We start from the raw sequence: 21,091 nt of genomic DNA on the forward strand, positions 1-21,091 counted from the left end.
TAAATCAGGAATATAGCTAGAAGCGAAAAGCTGAATGCTCACCTGAAAATTAGGATATCAACAATTGGCAAATTAAACTTGCTAAGTTTTTCCAGATAAGTTGATGTATAATGATCATCCAAGCAAAAATATGTGATACATTATAGCAATGAATAAATAGTTGATGATATGTTTACTAAAATCCGATTTATACCTACAAAGAAGTTACTTTTATTACTGGAAAAAACACATATAAATTAATTGTTTTCTGATCACAATCTCGCTGGAGACTGATTTTTGAGACTTAATTCTCAGTATCAGTAGTAGTTAACCTCAAAATTTATTGGTGTACTTCACCTAAGTAATGGATCTACCAATTATTTACCATCAAGATTATATTGCACCTCTACCGCCTGGACATCGCTTCCCCATGTCGAAATTTCGACAACTGTATGAATTACTATTGACTGACAGGGTAGCACATCCAGAACAGTTTCACACTCCTGAATGTCCACCGCAAGAATTAATAGAATTAGTCCACACCAAAAGTTATGTACAAGCTTACTGCGAAGGAACATTAGAAGCAAAAGCACAAAGACGCATTGGTTTACCTTGGAGTCCAGCTTTAGTAAATCGCACCTGTGTAGCAGTAGGTGGAACAATATTAACGGCTAAATTAGCATTAAACCAAGGTTTAGCTTGTAATACTGCGGGTGGAACACATCACGCTTTTCCTAATTATGGATCTGGTTTTTGTATTTTTAATGATTTAGCAATTGCTACTCGCGTTTTACAAAAATTAGGACTTGCTAAAAAGATTTTAATTGTTGACTTAGACGTACATCAAGGAGATGGAACAGCGTTTATATTTGAAAATGATCACAGCGTTTTTACATTTTCCATGCACTGCGAAATTAACTTCCCTAGCACCAAACAAACAAGTGATTTAGATGTTGCATTACCCATAGGAATGGAAGACGATGCTTACTTACAAACCCTAGCTAATTACCTACCAGACTTACTCACAGAAATTAAACCAGATATAATATTTTATGATGCTGGAGTTGACACCCATATAGATGATAAACTAGGGAAATTAGCTCTCACCGACACAGGAATTTTTCGCCGCGAAATGCAGGTTTTAACAACCTGTGTCAGTGCTGGGTATCCAGTGGCTTGCGTGATTGGTGGTGGTTATGCTGATGATATGAAATCCTTAGTTTGGAGACATTCTTTATTACATCGAGCCGCCAGTCAAGTTTATCACCAGTTTCATCTTTAAAACCTTTTTAAAACCTTGAAAACCATGCTCAACATTGATGATGACTTTCTGATATATGACAAATTTTCCTCATCATTCCTTTGTGGAATTTGCGGTTAATTCATTTGGCAAAATGTCAATTACACAAATCAGTAATATCGGTAATAATATTTTAAATTACTGAATTACCTGAATGAATTTCATTACTTACAGCAGATTGCAGATCAATGAGGTGCAGAATCTAAATTGAAACCTATACACCAAGCTAGTTTTACTCCTGACTCCTGACTCCTGACTCCTGCTGTATGATGCCAAGTTTTCCTAAAAAATAACATCAAACCTGTTTAATGATCAATTAATTCTATGAAATCTCAAAAAGCCAGAATATCCATGCCGAACTTAGTCACAAGTAACAAATATCAAAATTGGGGATATAGCTTATTAAATTCCACAATTGATAACATAATTCGCAGTTTTGAGGGACAAGAAAAAGTTAAATCTTATAGCGATTTTCGAGAAAAAAAAGAACGTGCTTATGAATTAATTTTTGAATGTGTAGGTAAACAAACTTGTCTATTTTATATTCGTCGTCAAGGGCAAGGAAAAGACACTGGAGAAGAAATTTGGGATTTAACAATTGCTACAGATGATAGAGAATATAAACTACCGAAAAGACTCAAAGAACTCAAGAAAACTTTAGGACTGAGAGCAGTAGTGAAAAAAAATGGTACTGGTGGTTTAAAAATTCTCTCAGCTTATTTATTACCACCTTCACGGGGAAAAATTGACGCTTATGCTTTACCTTTACCATTACAATTAGTTCCTAATTATCATGAAACTGTAAATATTGCGCCTCAGATATTGGCAAAGATCAACAAAATGCCAATATGCGGTAATCATGTTCCCACAGAAGCTCAATTACAAGCTTGGAAAGCATTTTTAAAAGTAGAAGAACGTATTGCTAAAGCTCGACAATTTTGTGTGAACTTTTTTGACTCCCAATATGACCACACACAAAAAGAAATAGCTTTAAAAATTAATATTAACTCAGCCACGCTTAATGGTGAGGAAGAAAATTATATAGACGTAGATAACTTTTGGGAACGAGTAAAACAGGCAAAAAATCAAGATATTAAATTTTCTGATACTGTACCCACAGAAATAACTCGTCGTACCAGTCGTCAACTAGGAACTATTGAAAAAATTGATCCTGAAAATAATCTTATTTACATTAGAATTGACCGGGATTTATTAGAATATATAGCAGCGGGAAATTATCAACTACCAACACAAGGATACTTGTTTTTTGATGCTGCCGGTGATATTAAACAAATAGAACGAAAAGAAAAAGCCTTAGAACAATTAAAACAAGGACGTACCCAAAACCCCTATTTAGGTGATTTCTTATTTGATGCTTCCCAAGCTAGACCTATAGAAAAAACAGTTCAACTCAACTCTCAAGATTTATTATTAGCTGCTGCAAATGCAGGTCAAAAAGCTTCCGTAGAAAAGGTACTTGCAGCAGAAGATTTAGTTTTAATTCAAGGTCCACCAGGAACAGGTAAAACCACAGTAATTGCCGAAATTTGTTATCAAATTGCTTTGCGTGGTGGTCGGACATTGATTACTTCCCAAGCTAATTTAGCAGTTGATAATGCTTTAAGTCGCTTAGTTCACAACCCTGTTATTCGTGCTGTCCGCAAAGGAAAAGCTGAAAAAGTGGGAGAAGAAGGACAAGCATTTTTAGAAGAACAAGTCATTAATAAATGGTTAGAAAATACCGCTAATGACTGCGAAAGTAACCTTAATTTACGTCGGGAGAATTTGGATATTCTCCAGCAATTATTGGCAGACTTACCAAGATTTACAGCTTATTTAAAAGCTGAAGAAAAATTACATAATAAACAGAAAAAAAGCAAAGATGAACAAATTAAATTAGAGGAACTGTACCAAAGCCAGGAAACCGTTTATCATGAATTAATGGAAAATCAAACAGAAATAGAAATTCTGACTCAGGAATTGAAAAATATCCTCAAAAAGCCCAAAAATATCAATTGGGATGATCCAGAAATTAAAGAATTTTTACCCCGTCTACAACCTTATACATTAGAAAATCAGCAAGTAGAAACTTTCCGCAAACAAGTGACTCAAGCACTTAAATATACAGATGAACTTGGTATAATTCATCCTGAACGTGGTATATTTGGTTTAGCAGTGTGGTTACGGGAAACAGTAGTAAATGAAATTGCGGGATTTCAATCCACATTCTCCTATGCTTATGATGCAACCATAGCTATGTCAGACTTAGCTCAATTAGTACAGGTTTTCCAAAAACATTCTGCATCATTGCATCAGTTACAAACAGAATATCAACAATTGTATAATTATCAGCAAAGTTGTCAAACAAACCTGCAAATCTGGCAAAACCGTAAACGAGAAATTGATTATCTGATCGAAGCAATTAAAGAATGGAAAATCACCGCTTTTGAGCATCTTTATCAAGTCTTGCAAAATTGCCAAGAATCCGATTTAACCCTCACAGCAGCAATGTTGAATTTACCAATAGGGTTATTGATGTTTGCTCAAAATTTAAACCTGCAAATATTACCTAAAAATTATCAAATTCAACAACCAGGATGGGAAATATTAATCAAAGCTCTATCCTATGAAATTGAAGGTAATTTTAGTGATAGAAGAGGGAAAAAGTATAATTTTAGCTATTTTATGCAACAGCATTTGAGTCAAATTCCCATAGTTTTAGAAAAGAGCGATCGCAGCAAATGGCAAGAAACCTATCAACAATTTAAAAATTATCCATTTCTCACCACAAAACAGCGAACATTGCTAGTTGAGAATACCCAATCTTGGTTAATGCAATTGCAACAAACCTACAGCACAGCTTATGAATTAAATAACATCGAGTCTACGTTAATGCGAATTACAGAAGAATTATTAGATATAATTCTTGCTAACTCTCGTCAATGTATTCTCAAAGTCAAAACCGAAACAGAACAACAATTAAATAAATTGCAAAAACAAAATCAACCGCAAAAATCAACAACAGAAAACCTACCCCATAATATACCCCATAATCAAATTACCCCAGAACAAATATCAAAAACTCAAGCTCAAGTAGAAAAAGCCAATGAAAATGTCAAATCTCAACTAGAACAAGTTGTGAGAATTTTAGAAAAACTGCATAAACAACCCCATTTACCTGCAAAATTAAGAAATCTCACCGCACAATTTTTAGCCACACCATCAAATATTTGGCAACAGCATCAAGAATTTACTAACCAAGTACAACTGTGGGAAAACTGCATCACCCATCTTGATGATTTAAGTTCTTCCCTAGACGCTTTTCCTGTATTAGAAGTCATTCAAGAATCCTTGCAAACAGAGTTAGTACAACTCAAAAAAACCACTAAATCCTCCTTGCTAAAAATTGAAAAAGCCCAAAAGAAATTAAATGAATTAGCAGATAAATTACAATCACAGATACCTGATGAATTAATCACAGAAAGAAACTGGTGGAATTTGACTTGGCAACAAATACCTGATAAATTTAAAACAAATCAACCCCAAAATTCAGAAACAGATTTATTGCATCTGGAATCTTTACAACAGATAAAAAATCAATTTGAACTGTGGCAGGAACAACTACAAATAGAAGAAACTTATCTGCACAAATATCAAAACTTTGTCCAAGATTGGATTACCAAACTACGTCAACCTTCAGAAAGAGATAGTAACGACTTAAGACAAATTTATTTAGATAACGCTAACGTCGTTGGTATCACCTGCGTGCAAGCTGCAAATTACAACTTCTCCGAAGAATTTAAATATTTTGATGTTGTCATTATTGATGAAGTAAGTAAATGTACACCACCAGAATTAGTTATACCCGCATTAAAAGCCAAAAAATTAGTCATGGTAGGAGATCACCGACAACTACCACCAATGCTAGAAATTGACACAATAGAAGAAGTCGCAGAAACAATGGGACATTCTAGAGAAGAAATGCGATTTCTCGAAGAATCCTTATTTAAATTTCAGTTTGAAAATGCCGATAATAGCATTAAACAAATGCTCAATAACCAATATCGAATGCACCCCAATATTATGGGAGCAATCAATCAGTTTTATGATGGTAAATTAGAATGTGGCATTTTAGAACCAGACAGCAAACGCGCCCATAATTTAGCAGGTGAAATCATTAAACCAGAACATCATTTAATGTGGGTGACAATGCCCAGAGAAGAGGAATTTGCAGAAGAAAAATTAGGAACATCATTTTTTAATCCCCAAGAAGTAGATGTCATTGAAAAAATCTGTCAAGAATTTGAAAATGCTTGGAGTTCTAGAGTTGCTAATGGTGAACCTAAAAAAGAAATAGCAGTCATTACATTTTATGGCGCTCAACTGCGAAAAATAGATGAACGTTTACAACCGGAACTTTTTCCCTCCTTGCACATTAGAACAGGTACAGTTGATAGATTTCAAGGTATGGAAAGACCAGTTGTAATTGTCAGTATGGTGCGGAATAATCCTTTAGGAGATGTGGGATTTGCTAAAAAACCAGAACGGGTAAACGTCGCTTTTTCTCGCGCTCAAGAATTATTAGTAATTGTTGGTTGTCACGATTTATTTACCAGCAACTCTGGTAAAGTTGGTCGAATGTATTCAGAAGTAGCAAATCTCGCCAATCGTCATGGAGGTTTTATTGATGTTTCCTGGTTCTGTTGATAGAAATATTGATCCGCATCTCAAAAATATAGTCACCGAAATTGAAACAGAAAATCCCCAATTATCAGTTTTTGCCGCCCGTCAATTTCGCTATAGTTTGCGTAAAAATACCTTAGAATTAACAGTTAAAGAACCACGTCCATTTAATGTCATGGAAGAGTTTATTATCCGTGCTGGACTGGAATTTGAACCCCCACCAACAGGAGATGAATTAGCATCTATCCTGGGACTTGATCCTGTATTTGTTCACAGTACAATTTCCACACTTCAATCATTACAAACTTTGGCATTTAAATCACCTATTACCGTCACACCAGAAGGACAGTTATTTTATGAAAAAGGTACAGTACCACTGCCGGCTTATACAGTGGAAATTTATGCAGTTACCGATTTTTTAGAAGGTAAACTTACCTGTAAAAATGAAGATTTAAATAATGATGTACCCATGAAATTACCTGATTTAGCTAACTTGGTGAAGATAGAACATATAAATATTGATATTTCTATTTTACCTTTGGAAAGAATCCAGCAGATTATTCAAAATTCAGGATTAACATTTCATGTACCAGAAGCAGGAAAAATAGTCACTGCTTTTAAGGTGATTCCACCTACACAAATAATTTGGAAAAATATATCTTTGTTTGTGATTTTCGATGCCATAACTGATAAATTTAAAATTGAAATTCGTAGCGGTAAGCGCATATCAGAAGCAGCATCAACTAGGGTAAATTCTTTATTAAATGAAGGCAGAATTTCCTTAGCAGCATTATGTGATTTATCTGATGCAACCATCAATTCTGCACGAGCAAAAATCATGAGTAATTCATAATTGGGTAATAGGTAATAGGTAATAGGTAATAGGTAATAGGTAATGGGTAATAGGTAATTCGTAATTATAAATTACTACCCAATCCCCAATCACCAATCACCAATCCCCAATCCCCAATCCCCAATCCCCAATCACCAGATGCAAAAAATCGTTAAATTTGATACAATTTATTAAAATTAGGAGAGCCAAGGAGCAAAATAAAGTGGTCTTAACGAAAGGCTTTGAAATTGAGATGTATACTGGCACACCTCAAGGTGAAATAGTTGGTCTCTCCGACCAAATTGTTGCGGATTTACAGGGATTTATGCGAGAGCCAGATAGCCGCAACGTAGAATACATCACTAAAGCTTCCACCAGTTACGAAAATCAATTGTGTGGTTTATTGCGCCCACGTCAGCAGTTACGGAAATATTTGCAGCGGTTAAACAATTACACATTGATACCAGGGAGTACCCTGTCCTTGGGAAGAAGCGATCGCTTTTACCGTTCTGACCTCTCTAACCCCTATCATGACTACATTGAGCAAACCTACGGGACAAAAGTTGTCACCGCCAGCGTACACATTAATATTGGCATTTCCGATCCAGAAATATTAATGCGTGCCTGTCGGGTTATCCGTATGGAAGCGCCCCTTTTCCTTGCCCTAAGCGCCTCATCACCATTTTTAGATGGCAAAGCCACAGGTTATCATTCTACTCGTTGGGGACTCTTCCCCCAAACTCCCAGTCATGTACCCCTATTTGCCAGTCATGACCATCATATTCAATGGGTGGAAGCACAGCTAAAAGTCGGGACAATGCAAAATGTCCGGCATTTGTGGACATCAGTGAGACCAAATGGCGATCGCCGTCCTTATGATTTAAATCGCTTAGAATTGCGAATTTGTGATTTAGTTACAGATCCTATTTCCTTATTAGCAATTACAGCCTTATTAGAAACGCGGTTATTGCAAATCATTGATAACCCCAATATTGACCCCTTAACCCAAAGCAGTTTCTCACCTGAAGAACTAATTACCATAACCGCTAAAAATGAAATGGCAGCAGCCACATCCAGTCTTGATGCCCAATTGCAACATTGGCAAGATGGTAGTACCATACTCGCCAGAGATTGGATTAACCAGCTATATCAAGAAGTTTGGGGCATAGCCAAACAACAAGGCTTCGGTTGTTTCCTGTCTCCCTTACAGAAAATTCTCCGTGAAGGCAACGAAGCCCAACAATGGTTACAGTTGCACAAAGTTGGTGTCGATGCCCAGCAAGTCATTAAACAAGCCATCATTGCCACCCAAGAACGGGAACAAGAACTAGAAAGCAAATTATTGTGTTCCTCTGTCGTCGCTTAGTGGTGACTGGGGACTGGGGACTAGTGACTGGTGACTGGTGACTGGTGACTGGTGACTGGTGACTGGGGACTGGTGATTGGTGATTGGGTTATTAACCTCCTTTTCTCCCCCTGCTCCCTGCTCCCCTGCCTCCTGCCTCCTGCCTCCTGCCTCCTGCCTCCTGACTCCTGACTCCTGCCTCCTGACTCCTGACTCCTGCCTCCTGACTCCTTGACCTTATTGTTTTAAAAATCTAATCTTTCTTTAGTGGTTAATACCTATTAACAAAACCTATAGGTCGTCTATCTCTGTCTTTAGGTAGATTTCGTCTGATATACTCATAAACTTCAGTGTCTTCCTCAGTCCGTACAGGATTTTGACTTTTAACTTTTGACTTTTAACTTTTGACTTTTGACTTGTCTTATGCCCCAGGTAGTTTTAGTTAACCCGCAAATTCCCCCAAATACAGGCAATATTGCCCGTACTTGTGCAGCTACAGGGACAGAATTGCATTTGGTAGGTCCTTTAGGATTTGAAATTAGCGATCGCTATCTCAAAAGAGCAGGTTTAGATTACTGGCCTTACGTCAAACTGCACTATCATGAATCCCCAGAAGCATTCCAAATCGTCCATCAACAGCGAGGCGGCAGATTATTGGGGTTTAGCGTCCGTGGCAGTTTTAACTATACAAATTACCAGTATCAAGCAGATGACTGGTTATTGTTTGGCAGTGAAACCACAGGCTTACCGCCAGATGTTCTCAATGTCTGTGACTCCACCCTCTACATACCCATGCACGAACCCGGCGTTCGCAGCTTGAATCTATCCGTAAGTGTGGCTATTGGCTTGTTTGAATGCCGACGACAGTTAGGGTATCTACAATAGTTAGCTAGGTTTTCCCTATAAAGACTGAATTAGTGAGGAAAGAAGCAGATTCTCCACTTAACTACTTAAGTGTTATTACAGAAGCAGGATTTGGTTGTGAGAACGTTTCCATACTAAATAAACCCAGATAAAAAAAATTGCTGATTCCAAAGATAGTCATATAAGAAATTTGTATAGAAACTTTGATTCCAAGCCAAGAGACAATGATAGATTTTAGTGAATTGAAATTTTATCTCTGTCAGAGGTAAAATCATCAAAGCATCTACTGTCAAGCATCTTAGCTATTTGTATTATGAAATACAGTCAACCATATCAGAAACTGCTGCGGATTTGTACGGTTGTTTTTTAGGAAATAAAAGCCGTAAAGTCTCCTGTTGATAAGACTGATTAGATAAAAAAACTTAGAAAATATCTACAGCAGGAACATCGTTTTTTTGAAAGTTGCAGCAGAGCAAATGCTAACAGCGATAGTGGACGGGAGCAAAGCTATCAGATTTGTCTAGTCCCCGCTTTGAAAGCAGGAGCATCAGCCATAACTATCAAAATCGAAAAATCCTGGGTTTTGTGAGGAGTGAAAACAGACAATTCAACGCAAAAACCTTAAGGTTGACTAACAAGTGTGAACTTGTCTAAATCAGAGAAGCAGGTTAATCTTGCCTAAGTATCTCTGGTGAATGTGATCTTGATCTATCGTTTGATGTGATCTCAAATTATGGATTAATATCCAACAGAAAAATCAAGGTCAGTTAAGCGAAGCGTGATCATAGGAGGTCGTCTTTGAAACGAGCATTGAAAAAGAGAGTAAAGGCTGTGTTGAACAATACTCCCAACAGCGATGGTGTCCCGATCGAGCCGTCAAATGAGACAATTCACAAAACAAACCGCCGGGCGGGAACCCAAGCCGCGATGATTGGCTTGGCAATCTCAATGGGCGCAACCAGCCTTTTGGTGACTCGACAAAGCGATCAAGCCCAAGCAGCCGCTCCTGTTGGCAGTCAAAAAGCAGCCTCAACAATTCCTGCTGCTTCTGACACTGAGATAAAATTTGCGGCCACAAAGCTGGAGTCCCAAGCAGTCCCTTCAGCGAGCGCGCCTGAAAATCCTGTCATCGTCGGGGAACCAACAGCAGTTTCGCAAGTGCCTGGGCTTGAAGCTAAATGGCCAGTTGCAGCCAAGGAAATGGCTGTGCAAATTCGTGCATCAGAAGCTGACAAAAATGCTGTCTACTTGCAACCCCAAGTAGAGCAGGGATTGAATAACAACTCAGTTCAATCTCGGTTACAAACAGAACAACCACTGTCCCAGACAGAATCGCAATTTTCTCAAAATCAGGGTGTTGCTGATTCTCAATCCCCAGTCGTAATAGTAGAATCAGCAAACCCAGTTAGCAATGATGTTAATGCACAACTGAAAGCGCAGCAAGAGTTCGCACTCAATCGCTTACAGGAAAAATCCAACCGTTTAAGAAATAGTCTTGCCCAGTTGCGGTCTGATGAGACCAATAAGTTATCAGAAACTGGTATTGACGTAGCACAACCAACAACTGTAGCTAATAACAGTTTGCCAGTACAGTCGGCAGAGGTGATAGATGCTAACCAAGCCGACCTGATATCCAGGTTAAAACAGGATAAACAAACAAGTGCGCCAGTGCAGAAAGCATTAACACCTGCACCCGTACCCGCAGTTGTCGCGCAATCAGCAACGACAACCTACGAAGTTAAACCCGGAGACACATTAGCCGAGATTGCTGATAATTACGGGACTTCTGTTTCCGATATCATCAAAGCTAATAATCTCGATGATCCCAACCAGCTGCAAATCAGTCAAAAACTGATTATTCCCACAGCTAAAGCAGAGCTTACCAGTTACACTCAGCCAACTGTAGCAATCAGTCCTACTTTCATCCGGCCTAGCAGCAATCCCAAACTTGCTGTTTCTCCTCTGAGTAAACCTGATCCAGAAGCTAATCTACCTCTGATTCCACAGTCACCAGTGGAAAGCAACAATAACAGTGTTGCCATTCCCGTACCTGTAGTCAAACAGTCACCAGTGGAAAGCAACAATAACAGTGTTGCCATTCCCATACCTGTAGTCAAACAGTCACCAGTCGCTAGGAACAACAGCAGTGTTGCTATTCCCGTACCTGTAGCTGGGAATCAACTGCCGCCAACCCCAGAAACTGAATTCACTGCTCCTAATTCCTTGACAGTGGGTGGTGATAATTCACAACTGGATATTGCGACAGAAACACAAACAGAGCAACAACTACCTCAAAAAACAGCAAAGCTCAAAGGTCCTGAGCGTATCCGCAGCTTGCAAGCCGAACTTGAAAGACTAAGGGAAAAATACCGCGCTCAACAGTCAGGTGTAACTGTGGCTAACGTGGATGAAACTGAAAATACACCAGTCCCCGTTGTGGTGGAGAAAGCCAATAATCAAACAAATTTTCCAGTTAATGCTCAACTGAATGCGGTATCAATTTCTGTACCCAAGCCCATACAACCAGGCTATAGTCAACCACCGATTAAGCCCTTAATAAGTGCGGCTCGACCCAATAACGAGCCAATTAACCCCCAATTCCTATCCAGGCAAACAGCTTTACCTGGTAACTCCTCTGGTAGTTCTTCTAGCATTAGGTTAAACGTACCTCCCGCTGGTGTCAACTCTAGTGACTCCTTGGGTAACTTGCGCGGAACCAGAGTATCCCCAGCTTTACCACCTTTGGCAGCAGTAGATATGTATCTACCTAAATCTGTTGAAGAAACTACCGAGCCTTCCTCTGCCAACGCTCATATTTGGCCTGCTAAGGGTGTGCTTACCTCTGGCTATGGCTGGCGCTGGGGTAGAATGCACAGAGGTATTGATATTGCTAACGGCGTTGGTACGCCAATTTACGCCTCGTCCGCAGGTAGGGTTGTAAAAGCGGGCTGGAATAACGGTGGTTATGGGCTTTTGGTTGATATCCGCCATACTGATGGCAGCATGACCCGCTATGCTCACAACAGCCGGATTTTAGTGCAAGTAGGTCAAGAAGTGGAACAAGGACAAACCATTGCCGCTATGGGTAGCACTGGGTTTAGCACAGGTCCCCACCTCCACTTTGAAGTTCATCCTTCAGGTAAGGGCGCAGTTAACCCTATTGCTTTCTTGCCATCACGGACACAAGCACGCCTGTAAATACTTGGCTGCTGGTTAATTTAGTAATTGTCTTGTTTGTGGAGGGAGTTTGACTCCCTCTTTTATTTTGGAAATATAGCAGGAGGTAGGAGGCAGAAGGCAGGAGTAAAACCGTTTTGTAGTAAGAGGTTCATTATTATATTGATGTCCTAACTACTTTGTATACGGCTATATGGGAGAAAAAATTTGGCAAAAAATTCGTTTGGGTCATTGCCACAGTCAAAATAGTGTGCTATATTAATGAATGTTGATGAAACGTTTGGCTCAGTAGCTCAGTTGGTTAGAGCACGGGACTCATAAGCCTGGGGTCGTTGGTTCAAATCCGACCTGAGCCATTTAATAAAGCTTACTATATAAGGGTTTCATATCCTAGTGATCACTAGTTCTAGAGGGCTGAATATTTGTTTTAGCACCCTTTTGACTATTTTTTGACTATGCTCTGCACACCCTAAGATAGTCAAGGAAAGTCAGTGAAGATTGGAACCCACATTCCGCACCCTCAACTGTCAGAGATCAAAAAAGCCACCAAAAAGGATTAGATACAATATTTTTCATCATTGCCTGAGAAGATGTTTTAAAAGTTTATGGCTAACGCCAAGCTATGCTATCGGCGAATATAATTCGCTACTATACAAACGAAGTCCACTAGTGGACTAATGAAAAATCAAGGCTTTTGAACCCACGAAGGTGGGTTTGGTCTGTGTAGACGCGATTTATAATCGCCAAGGGATGTATGAATTTAGACTTTTCAAACAACCTCTTAGAACAGAAACAACAAAAATATCAAGACTTATTAGCTAAATTGCAAGCTAAAGGAATTGATATCAATACACTTTGATAACTTGCAAAATTCAGATCCCCTACTTCTTAGAGAAGTAGGGTATCTTGATTAAATACCTATGAAAAACCTACCTATGAAAACCCATAGTTATAGACTTTTTCATTACCAGAACGTGGTACAATTGCCCAAAAGATGACATCACTCATTGCATCTAGTGATAACTCAAAAATCCAATTTTTATCTACAGTTTCGCCATTTTCTGCGGTGCTACGTTTCTCAGTAGGATATAAAGTTAATACCCCATTTTCGTTGAGATAAGAACGCAGTTTTTCAGTAGCGACTGCTTTGGTAACATCATTTGGTAAATCAAAACTATCAGGATCATTGAGAATTAATCCTAAAGGACTTTCAGCATCACTTTCATCTTCTAAGAAACTGCGAATTGCTAGGGATACAGCTTCGGTAAATGTTACTTTTCCACCTAAAGACATTTGTTTGTTAACTGCATTATAAGTAGCAACAAACTTGAGTTGAGGAACTTTTAATTCTTGTTTGATACCTGCAACAGTGTTTTTACCATAAGCTAAAGTAGAAACATTGTTTCCTGCTGCATCAAACAATTTTGCTTCATCCCCTGCATCATTCCAAATTGCAGAACGACTACCAAAAGAGAAACCACCGGTTTCAGGATGTACTTCATTGGTGTAAACACAGAAACTCTTACTACCTTCTAACACAGTTCCTTGGGGGAAAGTTAATACTTGTTTAGGACTACCCGCAGAAGTAATTTTCCAACCAGAAATATCAGCAGGAATGTTACCAAAATTGCTAATTTCTATGTATTCATCAGACTGAGTACGTTTGACTTGACCTTTGTAAGATAGTTTGGAAATGGTGACACCTTGAGTAGCAGTAATGGTAAATTCTTCTGAGTCACTAACTGGAGTTTCTGGTGTGCTTTCAACCGTGGTTTCTGGTTTAACTTCTGGTGTTGATTCAGCGATCGCTTGTGGTGTTGGTTCTGGTTTAACTTCTGGTGTTGATTGAGCGATCGATTCTGGTGTTGATTCTGGTTTAACTTCTGGTGTTGATTGAGCGATCGCTTGTGGTGTTGGTTCTGGTTTAACTTCTGGTGTTGATTGAGCGATCGCTTGTGGTGTTGATTCTGGTTTAACTTCTGGTGTTGATTGAGCGATCGATTCTGGTGTTGATTCTGGTTTAACTTCTGGTGTTGATTGAGCGATCGGTTCTGGTGTTGGTTCTGGTTTAACTTCTGGTGTTGATTGAGCGATCGCTTGTGGTGTTGGTTCTGGTGCAGGAGGTTTAATAAATTCAGCAGTACCTATTAATCCTTGTCCACTACTATGAGCGAGAATGATTTGATTTAATGGTGAATCAGCTTGTAAATCAGTAATGGAATTACCATTGTTTTGATAAAGGGTTTTGACTCCTGCAAAGAGAGGATGATTGGGATTATTAACTGCTATATTACCACCAATTCCGTTGTATGCTCCCTGGAATTTCAAGCCAAACGCAGCTAGGAAAGTATTCCAATTATTTGCTTCTACTTGCGCTCCTCCTTGACCGGTGCCAGCACAAAGGTAAACCTTACCGCCATTTTTCACATATTCAATTAAAACTTGGTTATTTACAGGATCACCACCAATAAAAATCCCGTCATATTTTTGCAGGGTTTCTAGGTTAATAGGAATATTCATTCCCTTGGTCCAAGTATGATCCGCTTTGGTCATTGTTTGTTCTAGAGATGCTCCGGTTAAACCAAAATTATTGGAAAGTACATGAAATTTGCCTTTATTTTCTCCTACAAAATATTTGGCAATATTCAGAGCAAATGTAGCTGCATCAGGTGTAGTTTTGATTCCTGCATCACTTATAGTCCATTCGTCTGCATTAACGACAATTCGACCTAAAGATTTCAAAACTGGTGTAGTTTCTGGTTTAACTTCTGGTTGACTCTTGGGTGCTAATGCTACACCTGAATAACATACAATCCCCAATACTGAACCACTGTTAGCAATATGTTCCCAATTACTGGTTAAGGTCTTTCTGGTATATAGTTGATTGTTCATGCCAATACCTATCACACCTGGTATGGTTTTATCACTTGTAGGTTGTATTACTTGTGCAACACCTTTTACCCTGATGGAATAAACGCGATTACTTGAGCCAGAAAAGGCTGTAGCACCAGCACCAGTGGTAGTGAAAAGAACTTTACCAGTTAAATTTCCCAAGTCCCAAGCTTCTTTATCTGTTGTGCGGTTGAAACTTACTGAACCTCCTCCAGGATAATAAATCCCAACAAAGTCACCTTGTTTAACTGTCATGGGTGTAGATAGGGAAAACTGGTTAAGTCCTACCACAGGAGTTTTCGTGTCACTCTTACCTACTACTGACCAAGAACTACCGTCTTTTCGGTAAATAATCAGTTGTAGAGGAGCTATTGTATCTGCCCAAATTTCCCAGCCATTAATATCGCCATTAATGTTAATGGGATTGTTAGTATCTACTAAATAAAAGTTGGTTCTTGTATCACAAACTCCACGGCTTTTCAGTTCATTTCCACCGGTTAAATCGTTGCTCATGTTGATGATCCTTATAATTTTGATCCAAAGTTTTTTGGTTTTTGATTATGATTAATGCAAAATTTTCAGCCTATTGGAAGTATAATGATTTAACACTATACCTTTTGGCAATTTGTCTGGTTTGGGGATGATTGTGGCTGAATTTTCAAGCTCATTTTTGGCTTTTCATCTTCGTAAAACAAGGTATCAAAAAAAAATACATCATGTCAAATATTTGATATTTACTTAATATAAGTTTACGTATTATTAGCAATAATATCTAACTCACATTTTTGATTAAAAAAATATTAAATTTTAATTCCTTAAAATAATTGTATTGTATGAAAATCTGTATTTGAAAATACGTTAAATACAGTATTGACATTCCAGTTTCACTACGTAATTATACAAATCTAACAGGCAAATATAAATGCTATGTGAGAAATGTCAGAAATCCCATCTCAAGCAGAACTATACACCACAGGTTTCAGTAGTTGTCTCAACAGCAGGATTCTTTTGTGACAAGTCTTGCTTTGTTCCTTCCTTTGAACACTTGGTCTAATGTGTTAATTTTATATAGCGTTTCCCAGTGTTATGAGGTACACCCTAATTTATTTACTCGCTATAAAATATCAGTTTATAGAAATAATTAGTTTATGATAACCGCACATTGGGGTTTTATCATTTTTCCATATTTCACATTAGTTACAACAGCAAACACACAATAAAAATACAAGATCAAATGCACAAACTACTGATATTCAATAACGAAAAACTCCTGCGTCAAGCATTAACCCATCGTTCTTATGTCAACGAAAACCCAGGAGAAGGCGAACACAACGAACGCTTAGAATTTCTTGGAGATGCAATTTTAAACTTCCTCAGTGGACAATATTTGTACAGTCGTTATCCCAAAAAAGGAGAGGATGAATTAACCCGTCTTCGTTCTGCATTAGTGGAAGAAAAACAACTAGCGAAATTCGCTTTACAAGTTGGTTTAGATTTGAGGATGAGATTGGGAAAAGGGACAATTAGAGATGGAGGTTTGCAAAATCCTAACCTTTTAAGTAGTACCTTTGAAGCTGTAATTGGTGCATATTATTTAGATAATGATTTTAATGTTGAACCACTTAAAGTCATTCTTGAACCATTATTTGATTCTGTATCGGAAGATGTGGTAGAACCGAGATCAAATGTAGATTCAAAAAACAGATTACAAGAGTTGACACAAGCTCAAGGTATCCAAGAACCTCCTAAATATGTCACAGAAAAAGCCGGAGGTCCTGATCATGCACCGGAATTTCTTTCCAAAGTATTTGTAGATGGTAAAGAGTTGGGAGAAGGGAAAGGAAAGAGTAAAAAAGAAGCAGAAAAGGCTGCGGCTGAGGATGCGATCGCTAAATTGAAAAAACGAGGTTTATTGTAATAATTGATGAGCGACATATATCTAAGAGGTTGTTTGAAAAGTATTAGATGAAACCGATAATCTCTAGAAACCTAACCCCCCTTCCCCCCTTCCCTACAAGGGAATGGGGGTTTCAAAGCCTCTCCCCGCGTCGGGGAGAGGTTTGGAGAGGGGTTTATTTATATATTAAAAACTTTTCAAACATCCTCTAAGGTACAGCGCACAATCAATTAAACTGCTTGATGTCAGTAGTTAAGTAACTAATTTTTATTTTGAATACTGATGTGATTACTGTTCATCAATGTTAGATTTTCGCTGTTACTATTAATTATGAGTAAGTCAGCCTAATCCAACGCACCAGAGTCAACAGCGTTGGAACGGAGGAACCAAGTTTTGGGGCGTATTTTTGTAGCGATTGGTTAATAAATTCCTAAGTTAATGTTAGAAAATAACCAAAATCGCCCAAAAAGGGGTATCTCTCAACCCTAGTCCGTCAGCTAACTTCGTAGGCATTGAGAGGGGACTGAAGAGACAGCATTTGATAATGTTTTGATCTCATCAGTGTCCAAGGCTGGTACTGCTCAGATTCAGTGTATCTGTACTGAACTCTGTTGAGGTTACAATATGATTTTACAACTGAATTTAGCTGCAATTTTTGCCGTTGCTGGACAATTGGCGTGGAAAAAAGCAAAACCTGTAATTTTTCGTGATGAGTTTTTATTGCCTGTTGCGGGTTTTTCAGGAATAATTTTACTCTGGTGGGTAGTAGCACTTGCTAATCATGAATTAATGCCTACACCACCTGAAGCTTTAATTGCTAATCTGGACTACATTTTAAATCCCTTTTATGAACGGGGTCCCGGTAATTTAGGAATTGGTTGGTTACTATTAGCAAGTTTACGCCGGGTAATATTAGGTTTTGGTTTAGGTGCATTAGTAGCAATTCCCTGTGGGTTTTTAATTGGGATGTCTAAACCGGCAATGCTGGCTTTTAATCCGATCATTCAGATATTTAAACCTGTCTCACCCCTAGCTTGGTTGCCTATCTCTTTAGCTATCTTCAATTTGGCAGATCCTTCGGCTATTTTTGTGATTTTCATTACGTCTTTATGGCCGACTATGATTAATACTGCCTTGGGAGTTTCTAGCGTACCTAAAGATTATATAGATGTGGCACAGGTGTTAGAAATGCCACGTTGGCGGCAGATTATTAAAATTATTTGGCCTGCCAGTTTGCCTTATATTTTCACAGGTTTAAGAATTAGTTTAGGTATTGCTTGGCTAGTAATTGTGGCTGTAGAAATGTTGACCGGTGGTATTGGAATTGGCTTTTTTGTTTGGGATGAATGGAGTCGTTTAAATCTCAGTTCTGTATTTTTGGCGGTGTTTGTAATTGGCTTAACTGGCTTAATTTTAGATTACGCGGTGGGTAAACTTCAAGAATTTGTTACCCATCGTCCAGGAAGTGTGAAATGAAAGGGAATAGGGAATAGGGAATAGAAAAAAACTAGGTTGCCCAGAATGGGCAAAAGTTTGATCATCATTTTTACGTAAAAAATTTAGCTCAAAGTTCAGGTGAGCTTATTAATGAATACCTGATCTAAATTTGCAAAATGGTGTCAAAAGATGGAAGCTGACAAAGCTTATCCATTGAATTTTTCATCATCTAAAATCTAAAATTCAAAATTGTAGACAATTATGAGTGAAAATAATTGGACTCGCAGAGATTTTATCAAGGGAATAGGTTTAACGACTGCGGGAATAGCGTTGTCATCCTGTGCTGTTTCTGGAGATAGGTCTGCTAAAGGACTGACAGAAGAAGCTTTAGCTGTAGAACCAGTAGTTAAACCTCAAGAATTAGAAAAACCTGATCTGATTATTGGTTATGTTCCTGTTAATGATTGTGCGCCATTTGCGATCGCCTGGAAAAAAGGTTTCTTCCGCAAATATGGCTTAAATGTCAAACTCAACCGCGAAGCTAGTTGGGCAAACTCCCGCGACGGTTTAATTTTTGGTCGTCTCGATGCTTCCCCTGTCGTCTCTGGTGCAGTCACTAACGCCCGAATAGGTGCAGAAGGGGCGCGTCATGCCCCCCTATGTGCAGCCATGACCATACATCGTCATGGTAACGCCATGACCATGAATAAAGATATGTGGGACTTTGGTATACGTCCTTGGTATGAATATCAGCAACAATACGGTGATGGGGCATTAGAAGCTTTTGGGCGAGATTTTCGAGGTTATTTTAACCAACAACCCCCAGAAAAGAAGGTTTGGTCAGTAGTTCTGAGTTCTGCCATTTATGAATACTTTGCCCGTTATCTTGCTGCTGCTGCTGGTGTTGACCCTTTCAAAGAATTTCGCATCATTATTACTCCCCCACCGCAAATGGTGACAAACATGAGAATTGGCGCAATGCAAGCATACATGGTCGCCGAACCTTGGAACACTAGAGCAATTACAGGTAACGAAGGTATTGGTTTTACTTTTGCTCAAGGTAAAGAAATTTGGTACGGACACCCAGACAGACTATTAGGAGTAATGGAATCTTTTATAGTCAATTATCCCAAAACTTACCGCTCTTTAGTGAAGGCGATGATAGAAGCTTGTCAGTATTGCAGTAAACCCGAAAACCGCCAAGAAGTAGCCGAATTATTAACAGATCGTTCTTTTACTGGTGCAAAACCAAAAAATAAAAATGCACCTATCAGCAAATTTACATCGCCAGGAATTATTGGCAATTACAACTATGGTGGTTTTGATGGTAAAGACCGCACAATCAAAGCTGAAGATACCACAATTTTTTATGATCTTCCTAATAACGTTCCTCAAGAATTAGGAGAACATTCCACCTTTTTATGGCGTTCTCGGAGTATTTGGTTAATGACTCAAGCAGCACGCTGGGGACAAATTAAAGAAATCCCTAAAAACGCTGAACAAGTAGCCGAAAAAGGTTGGAGAACAGATTTATATCGAGAGATAGCCACAGAAATGGGGATTCCATGTCCCAAGGATGATTATAAAGTTGAACCCCCAGAAGTATTCATAGATAAAAAAGGCTTTGATCCCAGTGATCCCGTCGGCTATCTCAATAGTTTTTCTATCAAAGCAAATGCTCCCACTCGTTTCTTCATGTCTTAATTTTACCGACAAAATATTAACTAATTCAGGAGAATTTAATCATGAGATATACTTCCTTAGAAAATGATAATTATCAACAAGTTCAGACCCAGCATGGATTTCTAGAAATTGAAAATTTAGTCAAGTCTTATCCCACAGCAGACAAAGGAGAGTTTGTTGTTTTAGATGGCGTTAATTTGACAATTGGTGAAAATGAATATATTTCTGTAATTGGTCATTCTGGTTGTGGAAAATCAACACTTCTAAAAATTATTGGTGGATTTCAAAAAGCTACATCAGGTTCAGTTCGCTTAGATGGTAAAGAAATCCGCAAACCAGGTGCAGATAGAATGATGGTATTTCAAAATTATTCCCTGTTACCGTGGTTAACTGTGCGGGAAAATATCCGTTTAGCTGTGGATGAAGTGCTAAAAAATGCAAATCGCGCCGAAAAAATTAGCATTGTGAATGAACACTTGGCAATGGTAAACTTAACGGCAGCAGCAGATAAATATCCTGATGAAATTTCTGGAGGGATGAAACAAAGGGTGGGTATTGCTAGAGCTTTGGCAATTCGTCCGAAAATGTTATTAATGGATGAACCATTTGGAGCTTTAGATGCTTTAACTCGTGGTAAATTGCAGCGTCAAGTATTAGATATTTGGGAAAATCATCGTCAAGCAGTCATGATGATTACCCATGATGTAGATGAGGCAATTTATATGTCCGATCGCATTGTTTTAATGACCAATGGACCATGCGCCACTATCGGAGAAATTCTCAAAGTTCCGTTTAAACGTCCACGCGATCGCAGTGCGATCCGCAATTCTAAAGAATACTTTGAATTACGCAACCACGCCTTGAATTTTTTAGACCGTTACTTTACTTCAGAGGAGTAAAATAAATTATTATTTCCTGGGTATACAAATTCAGAAATATAAGCTACAATTCAAAAAGTGGAAATTTAAAATTTTGAACATTTAAAATTTTGAACATTTAAAA

Annotated in this window: 11 protein-coding genes, 1 tRNA gene and 1 riboswitch; of the genes, 11 read left to right on the top strand and 1 reads right to left on the bottom strand. The window is 38.4% G+C overall.

Going from position 1 to position 21,091, the window contains the following annotated elements; all coding sequences use genetic code 11:
* Positions 1-343: 343 nt before the first annotated feature.
* The 7 genes from K2F26_RS20570 (at position 344) to K2F26_RS20600 (ending at position 12,536) form a co-directional block, all read left to right on the top strand.
* The gene (locus tag K2F26_RS20570) at positions 344-1,261 is read left to right on the top strand and encodes a histone deacetylase family protein (protein ID WP_220609277.1); all 918 of its coding nucleotides are present in this window, start codon (positions 344-346) and stop codon (positions 1,259-1,261) included.
* 342 nt (positions 1,262-1,603) lie between these two features.
* Positions 1,604-5,986: an AAA domain-containing protein gene (locus K2F26_RS20575; RefSeq protein WP_246605431.1), complete on the top strand. Its 4,383-nt coding sequence runs from the start codon at positions 1,604-1,606 to the stop codon at positions 5,984-5,986.
* Positions 5,967-6,815, top strand: a complete 849-nt coding sequence (locus K2F26_RS20580) for a hypothetical protein (RefSeq protein WP_246605432.1) — start codon at positions 5,967-5,969, stop codon at positions 6,813-6,815. The genes K2F26_RS20575 and K2F26_RS20580 overlap by 20 nt, the downstream gene beginning before the upstream one ends.
* A 202-nt stretch (positions 6,816-7,017) precedes the next feature.
* Positions 7,018-8,160 carry a glutamate--cysteine ligase gene (gshA, locus tag K2F26_RS20585; protein WP_220609278.1) on the top strand — a complete coding sequence of 381 codons (1,143 nt, stop codon included), beginning with the start codon at positions 7,018-7,020 and terminating at the stop codon, positions 8,158-8,160.
* A 402-nt stretch (positions 8,161-8,562) separates the two neighbouring features.
* On the top strand, positions 8,563-9,024 hold the full coding sequence (locus K2F26_RS20590; protein ID WP_220609279.1) for a tRNA (cytidine(34)-2'-O)-methyltransferase: 462 nt from the start codon (positions 8,563-8,565) through the stop codon (positions 9,022-9,024).
* A gap of 810 nt (positions 9,025-9,834) precedes the next feature.
* Entirely contained in the window at positions 9,835-12,201 is a 2,367-nt protein-coding gene (locus K2F26_RS20595) for a peptidoglycan DD-metalloendopeptidase family protein (RefSeq protein ID WP_246605433.1), read from the top strand.
* A gap of 261 nt (positions 12,202-12,462) precedes the next feature.
* Positions 12,463-12,536: transfer RNA gene (locus tag K2F26_RS20600), tRNA-Met, on the top strand.
* A 577-nt stretch (positions 12,537-13,113) separates the two neighbouring features.
* Here K2F26_RS20600 and K2F26_RS20610 read toward each other — a convergent pair.
* On the bottom strand, positions 13,114-15,585 hold the full coding sequence (locus K2F26_RS20610; protein ID WP_220609281.1) for a lamin tail domain-containing protein: 2,472 nt from the start codon (positions 15,583-15,585) through the stop codon (positions 13,114-13,116).
* Between the two features lie 721 nt (positions 15,586-16,306).
* Here K2F26_RS20610 and rnc point away from each other — a divergent pair.
* The 4 genes from rnc to K2F26_RS20630 all read left to right on the top strand — a co-directional run bounded on the left by rnc (position 16,307) and on the right by K2F26_RS20630 (position 20,988).
* Positions 16,307-16,990, top strand: coding sequence for a ribonuclease III (rnc, locus tag K2F26_RS20615; RefSeq protein ID WP_220609282.1), 684 nt, complete (start codon positions 16,307-16,309; stop codon positions 16,988-16,990).
* 310 nt (positions 16,991-17,300) lie between these two features.
* A riboswitch (cyclic di-AMP (ydaO/yuaA leader) is annotated at positions 17,301-17,495 on the top strand.
* A 98-nt stretch (positions 17,496-17,593) separates the two neighbouring features.
* Entirely contained in the window at positions 17,594-18,445 is an 852-nt protein-coding gene (ntrB, locus tag K2F26_RS20620; RefSeq protein WP_220609283.1) for a nitrate ABC transporter permease, read from the top strand.
* Positions 18,446-18,667: 222 nt separating this feature from the next.
* Complete coding sequence (locus K2F26_RS20625) at positions 18,668-20,110, top strand: ABC transporter substrate-binding protein (protein ID WP_220609284.1); 1,443 nt, start codon at positions 18,668-18,670, stop codon at positions 20,108-20,110.
* A gap of 41 nt (positions 20,111-20,151) precedes the next feature.
* A complete protein-coding gene (locus K2F26_RS20630) occupies positions 20,152-20,988 on the top strand; it encodes an ABC transporter ATP-binding protein (RefSeq protein WP_220609285.1) in 837 nt (278 codons plus the stop codon).
* Positions 20,989-21,091: the final 103 nt, after the last annotated feature.

This window comes from Sphaerospermopsis torques-reginae ITEP-024 (assembly GCF_019598945.1).
GTDB lineage: Bacteria > Cyanobacteriota > Cyanobacteriia > Cyanobacteriales > Nostocaceae > Sphaerospermopsis.

Coding starts and splice junctions, on each gene's coding strand:
- K2F26_RS20570 (WP_220609277.1), top strand. CDS start 344: ATGGATCTACCAATTATTTACCATCAAGATTATATTGCACCTCTACCG.
- K2F26_RS20575 (WP_246605431.1), top strand. CDS start 1,604: ATGAAATCTCAAAAAGCCAGAATATCCATGCCGAACTTAGTCACAAGT.
- K2F26_RS20580 (WP_246605432.1), top strand. CDS start 5,967: ATGTTTCCTGGTTCTGTTGATAGAAATATTGATCCGCATCTCAAAAAT.
- K2F26_RS20590 (WP_220609279.1), top strand. CDS start 8,563: ATGCCCCAGGTAGTTTTAGTTAACCCGCAAATTCCCCCAAATACAGGC.
- K2F26_RS20610 (WP_220609281.1), bottom strand. CDS start 15,585: ATGAGCAACGATTTAACCGGTGGAAATGAACTGAAAAGCCGTGGAGTT.
- rnc (WP_220609282.1), top strand. CDS start 16,307: ATGCACAAACTACTGATATTCAATAACGAAAAACTCCTGCGTCAAGCA.
- ntrB (WP_220609283.1), top strand. CDS start 17,594: ATGATTTTACAACTGAATTTAGCTGCAATTTTTGCCGTTGCTGGACAA.
- K2F26_RS20625 (WP_220609284.1), top strand. CDS start 18,668: ATGAGTGAAAATAATTGGACTCGCAGAGATTTTATCAAGGGAATAGGT.
- K2F26_RS20630 (WP_220609285.1), top strand. CDS start 20,152: ATGAGATATACTTCCTTAGAAAATGATAATTATCAACAAGTTCAGACC.